This is a genomic window from Yoonia sp., assembly GCF_017854415.1.
GTDB lineage: Bacteria > Pseudomonadota > Alphaproteobacteria > Rhodobacterales > Rhodobacteraceae > Yoonia.
The window spans coordinates 1-13,588 of the sequence record NZ_JAFMHR010000088.1; the positions used below are offsets into that span (position 1 = coordinate 1).

The 13,588-nt window shown below is 55.8% G+C and carries 14 protein-coding genes and 1 pseudogene; 8 read left to right on the forward strand and 7 right to left on the reverse strand.

Going from position 1 to position 13,588, the window contains the following annotated elements; translation table 11 throughout:
* The 3 genes and pseudogenes from QZ197_RS10695 to QZ197_RS10705 all read left to right on the forward strand — a co-directional run.
* Positions 1-333, forward strand: a pseudogene (locus tag QZ197_RS10695) (ABC transporter substrate-binding protein); the annotation flags it as partial.
* A 49-nt stretch (positions 334-382) separates the two neighbouring features.
* A complete protein-coding gene (locus QZ197_RS10700; protein WP_296431923.1) occupies positions 383-1,435 on the forward strand; it encodes a sugar phosphate isomerase/epimerase family protein in 1,053 nt (350 codons plus the stop codon).
* Between the two features lie 3 nt (positions 1,436-1,438).
* On the forward strand, positions 1,439-2,584 hold the full coding sequence (locus QZ197_RS10705; RefSeq protein WP_296431924.1) for a Gfo/Idh/MocA family oxidoreductase: 1,146 nt from the start codon (positions 1,439-1,441) through the stop codon (positions 2,582-2,584).
* Here the strand turns inward: QZ197_RS10705 and QZ197_RS10710 are convergent.
* The 4 genes from QZ197_RS10710 to QZ197_RS10725 form a co-directional block, all read right to left on the reverse strand.
* Positions 2,573-3,037, reverse strand: a complete 465-nt coding sequence (locus QZ197_RS10710) for an ABC-type transport auxiliary lipoprotein family protein (RefSeq protein ID WP_296431925.1) — start codon at positions 3,035-3,037, stop codon at positions 2,573-2,575. The genes QZ197_RS10705 and QZ197_RS10710 overlap by 12 nt on opposite strands.
* 98 nt (positions 3,038-3,135) lie before the next feature.
* Positions 3,136-5,229, reverse strand: coding sequence for an MlaD family protein (locus tag QZ197_RS10715; RefSeq protein ID WP_296431926.1), 2,094 nt, complete (start codon positions 5,227-5,229; stop codon positions 3,136-3,138).
* Positions 5,226-5,858: a paraquat-inducible protein A gene (locus QZ197_RS10720; protein WP_296431927.1), complete on the reverse strand. Its 633-nt coding sequence runs from the start codon at positions 5,856-5,858 to the stop codon at positions 5,226-5,228. Before QZ197_RS10720 ends, QZ197_RS10715 begins: the two co-directional genes overlap by 4 nt.
* On the reverse strand, positions 5,828-6,457 hold the full coding sequence (locus tag QZ197_RS10725) for a paraquat-inducible protein A (protein ID WP_296431928.1): 630 nt from the start codon (positions 6,455-6,457) through the stop codon (positions 5,828-5,830). Before QZ197_RS10725 ends, QZ197_RS10720 begins: the two co-directional genes overlap by 31 nt.
* 109 nt (positions 6,458-6,566) lie before the next feature.
* On the opposite strand from QZ197_RS10725, the gene QZ197_RS10730 reads away from it, so the two are divergent.
* From QZ197_RS10730 to QZ197_RS10745, 4 genes are all read left to right on the forward strand, one after another.
* Positions 6,567-7,253 carry a fumarylacetoacetate hydrolase family protein gene (locus tag QZ197_RS10730; protein ID WP_296431929.1) on the forward strand — a complete coding sequence of 229 codons (687 nt, stop codon included), beginning with the start codon at positions 6,567-6,569 and terminating at the stop codon, positions 7,251-7,253.
* Positions 7,254-7,324: 71 nt separating this feature from the next.
* On the forward strand, positions 7,325-8,356 hold the full coding sequence (locus tag QZ197_RS10735) for a TRAP transporter substrate-binding protein (RefSeq protein ID WP_296431930.1): 1,032 nt from the start codon (positions 7,325-7,327) through the stop codon (positions 8,354-8,356).
* Positions 8,357-8,412: 56 nt separating this feature from the next.
* Complete coding sequence (locus tag QZ197_RS10740; RefSeq protein WP_296431931.1) at positions 8,413-8,916, forward strand: TRAP transporter small permease subunit; 504 nt, start codon at positions 8,413-8,415, stop codon at positions 8,914-8,916.
* On the forward strand, positions 8,909-10,219 hold the full coding sequence (locus tag QZ197_RS10745; RefSeq protein WP_296431932.1) for a TRAP transporter large permease: 1,311 nt from the start codon (positions 8,909-8,911) through the stop codon (positions 10,217-10,219). The genes QZ197_RS10740 and QZ197_RS10745 overlap by 8 nt, the downstream gene beginning before the upstream one ends.
* Here the strand turns inward: QZ197_RS10745 and QZ197_RS10750 are convergent.
* Complete coding sequence (locus QZ197_RS10750; RefSeq protein ID WP_296431933.1) at positions 10,216-10,857, reverse strand: nucleoside/nucleotide kinase family protein; 642 nt, start codon at positions 10,855-10,857, stop codon at positions 10,216-10,218. The two genes, QZ197_RS10745 and QZ197_RS10750, sit on opposite strands and share 4 nt — an antisense overlap.
* A 201-nt stretch (positions 10,858-11,058) precedes the next feature.
* On the opposite strand from QZ197_RS10750, the gene QZ197_RS10755 reads away from it, so the two are divergent.
* Positions 11,059-11,919, forward strand: a complete 861-nt coding sequence (locus QZ197_RS10755) for a YihY/virulence factor BrkB family protein (protein WP_296431934.1) — start codon at positions 11,059-11,061, stop codon at positions 11,917-11,919.
* Positions 11,920-11,921: 2 nt separating this feature from the next.
* On the opposite strand, the gene kynU is transcribed toward QZ197_RS10755, so the two are convergent.
* Entirely contained in the window at positions 11,922-13,115 is a 1,194-nt protein-coding gene (gene kynU / locus QZ197_RS10760; RefSeq protein WP_296431935.1) for a kynureninase, read from the reverse strand.
* A partial coding sequence (locus QZ197_RS10765; RefSeq protein WP_296431936.1) for an SDR family oxidoreductase occupies positions 13,115-13,588 on the reverse strand: 474 nt, incomplete at its 5' end. The genes QZ197_RS10765 and kynU, both read right to left, overlap by 1 nt.

The window sequence follows — 13,588 nt, forward strand, 5'->3', positions numbered from 1 at the left end:
GGTAGCTACGCGTCCGCCCGCAGCGAAGCGCTTGGCGATCTTGAGGTGATTTTGCCTTCAGATTTTCCCACAACAATGATGCGCACGGCTTTTGCGTCCAAAACTACAAAGAACCCACAGATTGCCGCTGATTTCATCCGCCACTTGACGGCGTCTCAGTCGAACACGAGCGGCACTGATGTGTTTCCATTGCCCCCTCTGACACCCAGTCTTGATCAAGAAGGGCGTGCTGCGATCGCGTTGGAACCTGCTTTGATGACTTATCTTGATCGGCTCAAGCGCCGCACGTTTTTGCGCGAATGGGAAAGTGCAATAATTCAAACACAGGACTAGAAAGCCGTTTCTAAATCGTTATAGTTTGCACAAACAGACGGAGTTTGCGATGAAAACGATCAAAGGACCGGCGCTATTTTTGGCGCAGTTTGCTGGCGATGAGGCCCCATTTAATACATGGGATGGCATCACGAAATGGGCCGCTGATTGCGGATATAAGGGCGTGCAAGTTCCCACTTGGGATGGCCGCTTTTTCGATCTGGCAAAGGCTGCATCGTCCAAGGACTACTGCGATGAATTCAAGAGCCAAGCCGCGGCAAACGGCGTCGCAGTCACTGAACTTTCGACCCATTTGCAAGGCCAATTGGTCGCAGTGAACCCTGCGTATGACACTGCCTTTGACGGGTTCGCGGCCCCTGCAGTCCAAGGCGATCCCAAGGCGCGACAGGCATGGGCGGTTGATCAAGTGAAGCTTGCGTTGTCTGCATCAGCGCACATGGATTTGACGGAAATGGCCACATTTTCGGGCGCATTGGCTTGGCCTTACATCTATCCATGGCCGCAGCGCCCCGAAGGATTGATCGAGGCCGCTTTTGACGAACTCGCTGCGCGCTGGCGTCCAATCCTCGATCACGCAGATCAATGTGGTGTCGATGTTTGCTATGAAATCCACCCCGGCGAAGACTTGCATGATGGCGTAACATTCGAGATGTTTTTGGAACGCGTAGGCAGCCATGCCCGCTGCAACATGCTCTATGACCCGTCGCACTATGTGCTGCAATGCCTTGATTACCTTGATCATATCGACATCTACAAAGACCGCATCAAGATGTTTCACGTCAAAGACGCTGAATTCAATCCAACCGGCAGGCAAGGTGTCTATGGCGGCTACCAGTCTTGGGTCAATCGCGCAGGTCGCTTTCGCAGTCTTGGTGACGGGCAGGTCGATTTCGCCGCGATTTTCTCCAAAATGGCGGCCAATGATTTCGACGGCTGGGCGGTGGTTGAATGGGAATGCTGCCTCAAGCACCCCGAAGATGGCGCGCGCGAAGGGGCGCAATTCGTCAAGGATCACATTATCCGCGTGACGGACCGTGCCTTTGATGATTTTGCGGGTGGCGAGGTGGATCACGCGGCCAATCGCAAGATGTTGGGGATCTAGGCCATGACTTATGAAAGACCCATCCGGCTTGGTATGGTCGGCGGCGGTAATGACGCTTTTATCGGCGGTGTGCACCGGATCGCGGCCCGCATTGATGGGCGCTTTCAACTGGTTGCAGGCGCATTGTCGTCGACACCCGAAAAGGCGCAAGCATCAGGGCGCGCGCTTGGGCTTGATCCTAGCCGCACCTACGGTGACTTCAAAGCAATGGCGATCCGCGAGGCGCGCCTGAAGGACGGGATTGAGGCGGTCGCAATTGTCACCCCAAATCACGTCCACTATGCGGCCGCACGTGAATTCTTGAAACGAGGGGTACATGTGATCTGCGACAAGCCGCTGACCGCGACTTTGGCGGACGCTAAAAAGCTGGTGAAGGCGGCGCATGACAGCAAAGCGCTGTTTGTGCTGACCCACAACTACACAGGCTACCCGCTAATGCGGCAAGCCCGCCAGATGATTGCCGAAGGAACTCTGGGCAACATCCGTGTTGTGCAGGTGGAATATGCCCAAGACTGGTTGACCAAGGCAGAGGATTTCAAACAAGCTGCTTGGCGCACGGACCCTGCAAGATCGGGTGCGGGTGGATCAACGGGTGATATCGGGACCCATGCATTTAATCTGGCAAGCTTTGTCACAGGACTAGAGCTTGAGACGCTTTCAGCGGATCTGCAGGCCTTTGTCAGCGGTCGCCAGCTTGATGACAATGCGCATGTGATGATGCGTTTCAAAGGCGGTGCGCGTGGGATGCTTTGGTGCAGCCAAGTCGCCCCCGGCAATGAAAACGGACTGCAGTTGCGTGTTTACGGTGAAAATGGCGGGCTAGAATGGGCGCAAGAAAACCCCAATCAGCTTTGGTACACGCCGCACGGCGAACCAAAGCGGCTTTTGACACGAAGCGGCGCTGGTACAACTGATGCTGCCGCACGTGTGTCGCGCATTCCTGCTGGCCATCCAGAAGGCTATCTTGAAGGTTTTGCCACCATCTACCGCGAGGCAGCAGATGCGATCACCGCACACCGTGAAGGGCGCGATGTGCCCGCAGATGTGCTTTATCCAACCATAGATGATGGGCTAAAAGGCGTACAGTTCGTTGATGCCTGCGTGCGATCATCCAAGCGCGATGGTGCGTGGGTAAAACTAGCGCCCTAGCGTGCGGGCGATCTGCTCTGACAGTTGCAAAAGCGCTGCGGCTTGGGCCGTTGCGATGCTTGGCAGGGACTGATCTGTCATCGGCACACTGATATCAAAACTGTTGGCCGTGTTACGGAAATCAATCCCGTCGCCGCCAACATAGAATTGCCCGGTCAGATGGAACGCGCCGTCTGCACCCGACAGCATGCGCGCGACACGCACATCAATGGACACATCCGGCAGGCCCACAAAGGGCCAAGGTTCAGGTCCGACATCGGTGTTCAAAATATCGCTTAGGCTGCTTGTCAGGATCAAGGTGACCGCACGCGCTGGGTCATCCGCCCAAAACACATCGTCATTGCTGGCAATCAATCCGCCCGGTAATTCGCGCGCGACTTCTTCGGCGGCGGCGTACGATGGCAATGACACAGTACGCACCATCGCACTTCCTACCAAGGGACGCAGTTCCAAGCTTGACGCCTGGGGCGTCATCGCAAGCCTGTCAATCGGGGCGGAACATGCCGCCAGTGCTGCGAACAAGGCAAAGCAAAAAGTTCGGGTCATCATAATTAGCGTCCTGTCAGCAAGGAATTGGGGTTGCGTTGGATCGTGCGCGAAAGCGTGGTGACTGCGTCTGCCGCAGATTGGATATCGCGCAAGGTCTGCAATGTTTCGGCGCTAAAGCGCGAGCGGTCACTATAGCTTTCGATCACGGCTTCTGTTTGCACCACCAACCGGTTTGCACGCGCCGACAAAGCGGGCAGGGTGGCAACTGCGTCTTCGATGGCCCGTGCGGCTTGATTGGCGGTTGCAAGGACGGCGTTGACGTTTTCGATTGCGCCGCCAACGCGGACCTCGGCCAAGAACGCACGCATTTCATCCAGCGCCCCGTTCAGGCTGGCGGGCAAGGCCACGGCGTCATCAGTCCCGATAAAGCTATCGATCGATGCCAGCGTCGCCGCTGCATTTGCGATTAGCGCCTCGAACTCTAGGCTGTTCGCGCGGTTTGTCAGTTGCTGAATGTCGGCTGTAATCTGTGGCAAGTTGCGGGTGGCGATTTCGATGTTGATGGCCGCTTGATTTGCGGTCTCGATCGCTGTGTCAAAATCACTGATCAAGTTCACTTCGGTCGCTTCTGCCAATAAGGCATCAAGCCCGGCAATAACTTCGCGCAAGTCACGCGGGATCGATTGGATGTCGTCAGATGCGATCAGCGCGCGGGTTTCGTTCGCCAAGGCAACCAGCGATTCCGGTGTGGCGCGGATCGCGTCATCATTTGCTAAACGTTCGATGCTGTCCATCAAGTCAATCGCGCCATCCATGAGCTCTTCTACAGGCAGCGCGTTGATACGGGCCAGAACACCCTCGGCGGTGGCTGCTACGTCAGAGATTTCAGAATCCGTGATGGGGATCACAGGGAAATCACCCGATGTCAGCGTGATGATCGCAGGCAACGCGTCTTCAATTGTGACCAATTCGACAAGCAACGTTCCTGCAAGAATATTGCCGGTGACCATGCGTGCACGCAGACCTTGGGTCACCAGATCCGATAGCAAGACAAGTGCGTCGTCTGCGGTGGCGCCGGCTGGCATCCCTAGTCGCGTGGGTTCTATCGACAACACGGCTTGCAGTCTGACGGTGGCTGTTTCGCCTTCGCCGACGACGATCGCGCTCAGGTCGCTAACTTCGCCGACACGGATACCCTGCAGCCTGACTTCTGACCCTTCAACCAATCCGCTCACGGTTTGGTCAAATAACACGGCCACCTCGAGGATTTCGGCGTTTGGATCGGTAAACAGACTGTCACGGGCAGATTGCTGATCGTCGAAGATATCAAAGCGGTGCCCTTCGTTGACAGGCCGTCCACCAGATACCACGGTATCAAAAGCGATGCCGCCTTCGATCAAAGAGGCCAAGGAGCTGACATCCAAAGAAACCCCGCCCGTGCCAAAAGAAACGCTAAACCCCGACGTGTCCCAAAAGCGTGTGCTAGTCGTGATGCGGCGGTCATAGGGGCTTTCGATAAACGCATTAACCACGACTTGGCGGCCATTGAATGAAAGCTGTGGTTCCTCAAGATAGCCGACCTGAATACCTTTGTGCAAAATAGGGGCACCTGCAGCAAGGCTGCCACCGTCGTCTGCACGCAAGACAACCGTTGTGCCGCGTTGGTTTGCGCGGGTCAGGTTTGGTGTCTCAAGGCCTGTGAATACATATTGGGCGACATCTGCTTCGGTGTCCCAATTGCCCTCGATGAAGACACCCGACAAGACAGTTTCAAGCCCGGTAATCCCGCGCACCGACACATCGGGGCGCACGACCCAGAACTGTGCGTCATCATCCAGATAAGGAGCGACTGTTTTATCGATCCGGGCGTGAACCAGAACTTCTGCAAGACCTTCGGCAAATTCAACGCCTTCAACTTCGCCAATAGTCACATCGCGGTACTTGATCGTCGTTTCACCTGCTTTGATACCGGATGCATTTTCAAAAATGATCGTCACAAGCGTGCCGCGGTCATTGTAGTTCTGCCAAGCAGCCCCAAGCGACACACCCAAAGCAAGCAAAGGCACCAACCAAACCAGCGATAAACGCTGTGTGATGCTTTTCTTCGCAGGTCTCACGTCAAGCGGCGCGGGGCCGTTAGATGGTGCATCATTCATTGCGGTGTCCTGTCTGCGTCCCATATCAGCCGCGAGTCAAATGACTGCGCCGAAAGCATTGTAAATATCACGGATAAAGCAAAGCTAACGGCTGCTATACCGGGATTAATAGTCGCGATGGTATCGAGTTGTACCAACGCGGAAAGAATTGCAACGACGAACACATCGATCATCGACCAGCGTCCGATGAATTCAACGGCTTCATAGGCTTTGTGCCGCCCATGTCGGTTTTCACGTGATTTTCGCTGCACACTGATCGCCAGATAGATAATCGCCATAAATTTACCCATCGGGATCACGACTGAGGCAACAAACACAATCGTCGCAATGCCCCATGCTCCGTGCTCGGCCAGTTCTACGGCGCCGCCAATGATTGTGCTTTCGGAGCGTTCAACAAGGGTAGATGTCAACAGCATCGGGTAAAGATTGGCGGGAATATAAGCGATCATTCCAGCAATCAGCCATGCCCAGACCTTTTGCAGGCTTTGGGTATCGCGGCTGCGCAGGGTCCCTTCGCAGCGATCACAGATAGCCGTTTGCACAGCATGCACTTGCCCACAGCGTTGACACGCCACAAGCCCCGCATCGCGTGCCGAGATCAGTGCTTGGTCGTGTCCAGCGCTTCCCAAATCGAATACCTACAAATCAGTTGATCTTTAAGGACAGTGATCACCACCACCCCGGCGAAGGCCCAAAAAGCGGGGCCAATTGTGACGACTGCAAGACCGGCTACCTTAATAAGGGCCACAGTTACGCCGACGATGAAAATCTCGGCCATGCTCCAGGGGCGCAAACGTTCAGCGAATGCAAATGCCGTTCGCGCGCCGTTGCGGGGGCTTTGTTCACGCACCAGTGGTCCCAGCGCATAGATCAGCGCCGTTAATCGCATCAACGGGATAACAACAATAAAGAACGCAACCGCAATAGCCAGCGGGAAAGCGTAGCCGTCGTTGAAGGCCAAGACCGCGTCAATCACGGATGTCGCATTATGCAGGCCGCCTGCGTCCAAGGTTAAGAACGGGAAACTTACGGCTGCGATCATCATCACAAATGCGGTCAGCGCCAAGCTGAGGACTTGGGCAATTGCCGCCGGTTGCGACGTCATCAAGACAATGCCGCAGCGCTGGCAATGGGCGCGCGCGCCGTCAGGCAGGCTTTGGGCACGGTGAAGCGTGTCGCATTGCGGGCAAGCGACGAGGTCATCCAGCTGTGGTAAGGTTGCGCTCACTTCACGTATGCTCCTGCGGGGACTTGCCCCAATCTTTGCGCGACGTTATCGCTTGGGCGACTGATATGCTATGCCTGACCCAGCCACAACTCAACTGACCGAGAGCGCCATGACAAAAACCGTTTTCCCGCCGTGCCAAGCACCAATCATCCCCGTTGTCGGCCAAGATGGTTTTCCTGTGGGGCGCATTTTTTGCGTCGGGCGCAACTATGCGGACCATGCTGCTGAAATGGGCCATGAAGTTGACCGCGAAGCCCCGTTTTACTTTACGAAATCCGCCCATGCTATTTTGCTGTCCGGCCAAGATATGCCTTATCCGCCGCGCACCTCCGATTTGCATCACGAGATGGAGTTGGTCGTCGCAATTGGCGAGACGGCAAGTAACATCCCGATAGATCAAGCGATGAGCGTTGTCTTTGGCTATGGCTGCGGGCTTGACATGACCCGCCGTGATTTACAGGCAGCTGCAAAAGAAAAGCGGCGGCCCTGGGATACAGGCAAGGATTTCGACAATTCTGCGATTATTGCACCTTTGACGCCAGTGGCTGATGCAGGCGATATTGAGCATCTCGCGATCAGATTGTCTGTGAACGACGAGGTCCGCCAGATATCGACGCTTGATAAAATGGTTTGGTCTATCCCCGAAATTATCGCTGACCTATCGACGCTATATACTTTGCACGCCGGTGACTTGATCATGACAGGAACACCAGCGGGCGTGGGTCCCGTGGTGCAAGGTGACGTATTACGCGGCACAATTGGCGATTTCGCCCCACTTGAGACGCGGATAGTCTGATTAACTCTGCGTTGCGCTTCCCGCGCCAACGCCCCAATTAACGCCCAGTCGCTGACTGATGGAGGACCACGATGACCACATCCCGCCGCACCCTGCTTGGGCTTTTGACCGCAGCATGTTTGTCTACAACTGCGACCGCCCAAGAGGTCACCTTGCGCTTGCATCAATTCCTGCCTGCGCAAGCGAACGTGCCCGCACATATTTTAGACGTCTGGGCCGACCGTGTCGAAGCGGACAGCGATGGTCGTATCAAAATCGACCGGTTTCCATCGATGCAGCTGGGTGGGTCGCCGCCGCAACTGATCGATCAGGCGATCGACGGTGTGGCTGATATTATCTGGACCGTTGCGGGTTATACGCCCGGCCGTTTCCCGCAGCTCGAAGTGTTCGAGCTGCCGTTCATATCCCCCGACGCCGAAGCCACATCGCGCGCCTATTGGGAGCTGGCAGAAGCGCGGATGATGGATACTGATTTTGCAGATTTCAAACCATTGGGCCTTTGGGTGCATGGCCCGGGTGTGATCCACGCTAACCGGCCTGTGACCGATGTGGCTGACCTGCGCGGGCTGAAACTGCGCGCTCCTTCGCGCACTACAACGACGATGTTTACTGCGTTGGGTGCGACATCGGTCGGCATGCCCGTGCCAGCCGTGCCCGAAGCGCTTGCGCAGGGTGTTATCGACGGTGCCGTGATCCCATGGGAGGTTGTTCCAGCGCTCAAGGTGCAAGAACTGGTCACCTACCATACCGAATTCCCCGGTGATGCGCTTTACACGCTCGCATTCATCTTTGCGATGAACCAAGACGCCTACGACGTGCTGCCAGCGGATTTGCAGGCGGTGATTGATGCGAATTCCGGTCTCGAGTTTTCTGCCTTCGCAGGGCGCGTGCAGCAAGAGTACGACGCACCGGGTCGGGCTTTGGCTGCTGAGCGGGGTAATACGATTATCACGTTGGACGAGGCCCAAGTCACTGCATGGCGCGCAGCTAGCCAGCCGACAATCGACAACTGGATTGCCGAAGCCACCGCTGCAGGTCTTGACGGGCAAGGCATATACGACGATGCGGTTGCCCTGATCGCCAAGCATAACGCAGGCAACTAAGCGCCAAACGAGGACCGCAATTGCTGCACACAGCAATCCAAAAGCTCGCTCAATTCATGGCACTGCTCGGTGGGGCGGTGCTATGTTTTTTGGTGCTCATGGTTTGCGTCAGCATCAGCGGGCGCGAGTTGAGCGATCTAGCCTTTAGCGGCGCACTAGGCGAGTTTGGCGAATGGCTGATCGGGCAGGGTGTTGGCCCAATTTTGGGTGACTTTGAACTGGTCGAGGCTGGCGTAGCTTTCGCGATCTTCGCGTTTCTACCGCTCACGCAGCTTAGCGGTGCACATGCCAAAGTCGACGTATTCACCAGCGGTCTGGGCGCAGGTTTCAATCGTGCCTTGGCGACTTTCTGGAGCATCGTCATGGCCGTAATAATTGTGTTGATCACGTGGCGTTTGTTCATCGGAATGCAGGACAAAATCCGTTATGGCGAAACAACCTATCTAATCCAGTTCCCGATCTGGTGGGCCTATGCAGCGAGCTTTGCAGCCGCGATCACCGCAAGCATTGTCAGCTTTTATTGCGCCGCGATGCGCCTGAGCGGGCAGCGCCATGAGTGATCTTGCGCTGGGCTATTTGTCCTTTCCAGTTCTGCTGCTCTTGATCCTCCTGCGTGCCCCCATTGGGCTAGCGATGCTGCTCTGCGGAATTGGCGGGCTGTGGTTGGCAACGGATGGGACAACCGTGTTCATGGCGCGACTGAAGTCAGAGGTTTTTTCGACATTCTCGAGCTACAACCTGTCGATCATCCCGATGTTTTTGCTGATGGGGCAATTCGCGACCCATTCAGGCATGTCGCGATCCTTGTTCAAAGCGGCAGAGGCTTGGCTGGGACACCGCAAAGGCGGCATGGCAATGGCCGCAGTTGGGGCATGCGCAGGCTTTGGTGCGATCTGCGGATCATCCTTGGCGACAGCGGCGACCATGAGCAAAGTGGCGCTGCCTGAATTGCGCAAATACGGGTATTCCGGCGGGTTTTCGACGGCGACATTGGCAGCAGGCGGAACTCTAGGTATCTTGATCCCGCCTTCGGTGATCCTTGTGATTTATGCAATCTTGACCGAACAAAACATCGCCAAGCTATTCGCCGCAGCCATTATTCCCGGTATTATCGCAGCCCTTGGATATATGATCACAATCGCAATCTACGTGCGGATATATCCCGACCAAGCAGGCACCAAAGAACGGATGCCATACAGCGATCGGATCAAAGCAATAGGCGCAGTTTGGCCTGTTCTGTTGGTGTTCGGATTGGTCGTCGGCGGTATCTACAATGGCTGGTTCACGCCAACCGAAGGGGCCGCAGTCGGTGCGATGGGCACCGGATTAATTGCGTTCTTTTCAGGGTCGATGAACTGGGCAGTGTTCCGTCAAAGCATCTTCGAGACAGCAACCGGCACCGGCATGATCTTTTTCATCGTTCTGGGGGCTGCCTTCTACAACGGATTTTTAGCACTCACCCAAGTCCCCCAAGAATTGTCGGCATTCGTCACCGAGCAGGGGTTCAGCCCTTGGACGGTCATGGTGCTGATCTTGGTGTTCTACCTGATCCTTGGCTGCCTGATGGACAGTTTGTCGATGATCTTGTTGACCGTACCGATTTTCTGGCCGGTGATTTCGGGGCTAGACTATGGCATGACGACCGAGGAATTAGCGATCTGGTTCGGTATCCTCGTGCTGATCGTCGTCGAGGTAGGGCTGATCACACCGCCAGTCGGGATGAACCTGTTCATTATTAACAGCATGGACAAAGAAACACCGATGACGGCGACCTATAAGGCGGTGCTGTTCTTCGTAGGCTCTGACGTGGTGCGGGTGTTCATCTTGCTGATGTTCCCCGCGATCACACTGGTCCTTATCTAAGAATTCCGTGCGGGCTGACCGTTTAGGTCAAAGTCGCACTGCAACGCGCGATCTATCACGCGCTGGGCGTTGGGAATGTCGTTGCCTTCGGCGCGGCGGGTAGCCACAGCAGAGGAATGATTGAGGCTCAGCCAGCGTTGGATCAAACGCGCACGCAATTCAGGCATGGGTACGTCGACACGCACCGACACATCCCACAGTTTGGCTAACGCAGACCAAGGCGCCTCATCGAACATCAGATAGTTGCCTTCGACGATCACCACGCGGGCGGCGGCGGGCACGGCGACCGCTCCTGCAATTGCGATGTCGCGTGTGCGGTCAAAAGTCGGGGCAAAAACCTCATCGCCTGATTTGAGCGCATGTATCATCCGCAAAAAACCCGGCGCATCAAAGGTTTCCGGTGCACCTTTGCGTGGACGCAAGCCGCGCGCATCCAAAATCGCGTTATCAAGATGAAAACCGTCCATCGGAACAATGGCTGTCTTGCGGCCTTGTGCATTCAGACGGCGGGAAAGTTCTGTCGCCAGCGTGGATTTGCCGCTGCCGGGTGCGCCTGCGATACCGACAAGATAGCGGTCGCTGTCCTGCGCCAAAATATGCTCCGCCAACGTGTTGACGTGATGGGTCAGTGTATTCACGAAGTGTCCTGCCTGCTTCTTGGGCTTTGCCCTATTTTGTCATCAGCCTACCCTGACTTATTAATTTGCGCGATAGGTTTTTTGAAGCGCCCGTGGGAAAGCGAGTAGACCTTATGACCTTTTTGCTATGAGCCGTGGCAAACCCTGCGCGTTTCGCATAGATTTCATGCAAGCAATAACCGAAGGTAGGGCGCCGTATTGATGGCTAGAATTCTTCAAACATGGCGCGTTTTGAGTGCCGTATGGAAGACCGCAGGTGAAAAGCACCTTGGCTTGATCGCTGCAGGTGTGGCGTTTTTCGGCATGTTCGGGATTTTTCCGGGCATCGCGGCTGTGATCGCGATTTTTGGTTTGGTTGCCGATCCGGTGGTGATCGCTGAACAGTTATCACTGATGGAAGGGATCATCCCCCCCGACGCTTACGGCTTGATTTCGGTGCAGATCAACCGCTTGATCCTCGCGCCTACGCAAGCATTGGGTTGGGCCACAGGCGTATCGATAGCGCTTGCGCTTTGGTCTTGCCGCGCTGGGGTAGGGGCGTTGATTGGCGGACTGAACGCTATAGCGGGTCAGCGGATGCGCAACAGCATTTGGCAAATGGTGGTTGCGTTGTTGCTGACGGTCGCTTTGGTTTCGCTTGCCATCGTCGCGCTTACGGTTGTCGTGGTTGTGCCTATCGGGCTTGCGTTTATTCCTGTCGCCAACTCCACTGCGTGGCTGTTGGAAGGCATCCGCTGGGTGATCGCACTCGGTGTTTTGATGATGGGGCTTAGCCTGCTTTACCGCTTTGGTCCCGCACGCATTGGTGGCCGTGGGCGTTGGATCACCGTGGGCGCAGTTGTTGTCGTGATCCTATGGGTCGCGGCATCCGCAGGTCTATCCTACTACCTGACCAATTTCGCCAGCTACAACGAAGTCTACGGATCAATCGGCGCAGTAATCGGCCTTTTGCTATGGCTTTACGTCAGCGCCTATCTGATCTTGCTGGGGGCTGCATTGAATGTCGAAGTACATGGCGGCGGGTTGCCACCAGAAGCCCGGCAAGACACGACCTATATTTAGGATCAGGTCACGCGTGACACTTGTTTATAAACCGGATCATCCCACAGCTTGTTCGTCATCACATCGGCAATGATCTGCACCGCGTGGTCGACATCGCCTGCATCAATGAACAACGGCGTAAAGCCAAAGCGCATGATGTTGGGCGCGCGGAAATCACCGATCAGATTGCGCGCAATACAGGCCTGCATTGCGGCGTACCCATGTTCAAACGCGAATGAAACTTGGCTGCCGCGCGCCTGCGGATCACGCGGACTGGCGAGGGTTAGCATAGGGCAGGCGGCTTCGACGCCTGCAATGAACCGTTCGGTCAGCATTATCGAAGCATCGCGCAGGGCTTGCATGTCCACCGCATCCCAAATGTTCAGCGCGCTATCAAGGGCGGCCATTTGCAGCACAGACGGCGTACCCACGCGCATCCGTTCAATCCCCGTGCCGGGGCGGTAATCAAGATCAAATGCAAAAGGTGCCTGATGCCCCAGCCATCCCGAAAGTGCGGGTTGGCAAGTGTCGATATGACGTGGGGCGACATAAATAAATGCAGGGGCGCCGGGCCCCCCATTGAGGTATTTATAGGTGCAACCAACCGCAAAATCCGCATTGCAGCCTTGCAAATCTACAGCCATTGCGCCTGCGGTATGGGCCAAGTCCCAGACGGTCACGGCGCCAGCAGCGTGTGCTTTTGCAGTCAGTGCTGCCATGTCATGCAATCGTCCAGTCCGGTAATCGACTTGGGTCAACATCAGTACCGCCAGATCATCATTGATGTGATCCGCGACATCTTCGGGTGCGACCACGCGCAACTCAAGCCCGCGTCCAAGGGATTTAATCAGCCCTTCAGCCATGTAGATGTCTGACGGGAAATTGCCGCTATCTGTCAGAATAACCTTGCGGTCCGGTACAAGATCAATTGCCGCAGCGAGCGCTTGGTAAACCTTGATCGACAGCGTGTCGCCTAGCACAACATGCCCTGCTTCAGCCCCGATCAAGCGCCCGATCCGGTCGCCGTATTCGGTCGGCTGCGCCATCCAACCTGCGCGGTTCCAACCGGTGATAACTTTTTCACCCCATTCGGCGGTGACCGCTTGTTCCACACGGGCGGCGGTTGCTTTTGGCAATGGCCCAAGCGAGTTACCATCAAGATAGATCATGCCCTTTGGCAGATAGAACATCTCTTTGGTTGCTGCAAAATCGGTCATCAGACCTGTCCCCCTGAAATCTGTATCGTCTGGCCGTTTACACTGCGCGCCCCGTCAGAGCAAAGCCACATTGCAGCGGCCGTGGTTTCATCTACTTCGAGCAGCTTTTGATGGCGATTGCCCTTGGCCATCAATCCGCGCGCGGCGTCTTTGTCGACATCAAAGCGTTTCATCAAACCGGGCAGTTGGTTGCGCACAATATCAGTGTCCACATAACCCGGGCAAAGCGCGTTAAAGGTGATGGGCCGCCGCATGTACTCTTCTGACAGACCTCGGATCAGGCCAATTACCCCATGTTTGGTCACTGTATAAGGAACCGCATTCTTAAGGCCACGCACGCCCGCGATAGAGCTGATCACAATCATCCGCGCGGGCATATCTGCGGGCAAAGTCGCCAGCGCTGCCTGAAACGTCAGGAATACGCCGTCAAGATTGGTGGTCATCATTTTGCGCCATTGGGCGAGCGTTGTTTT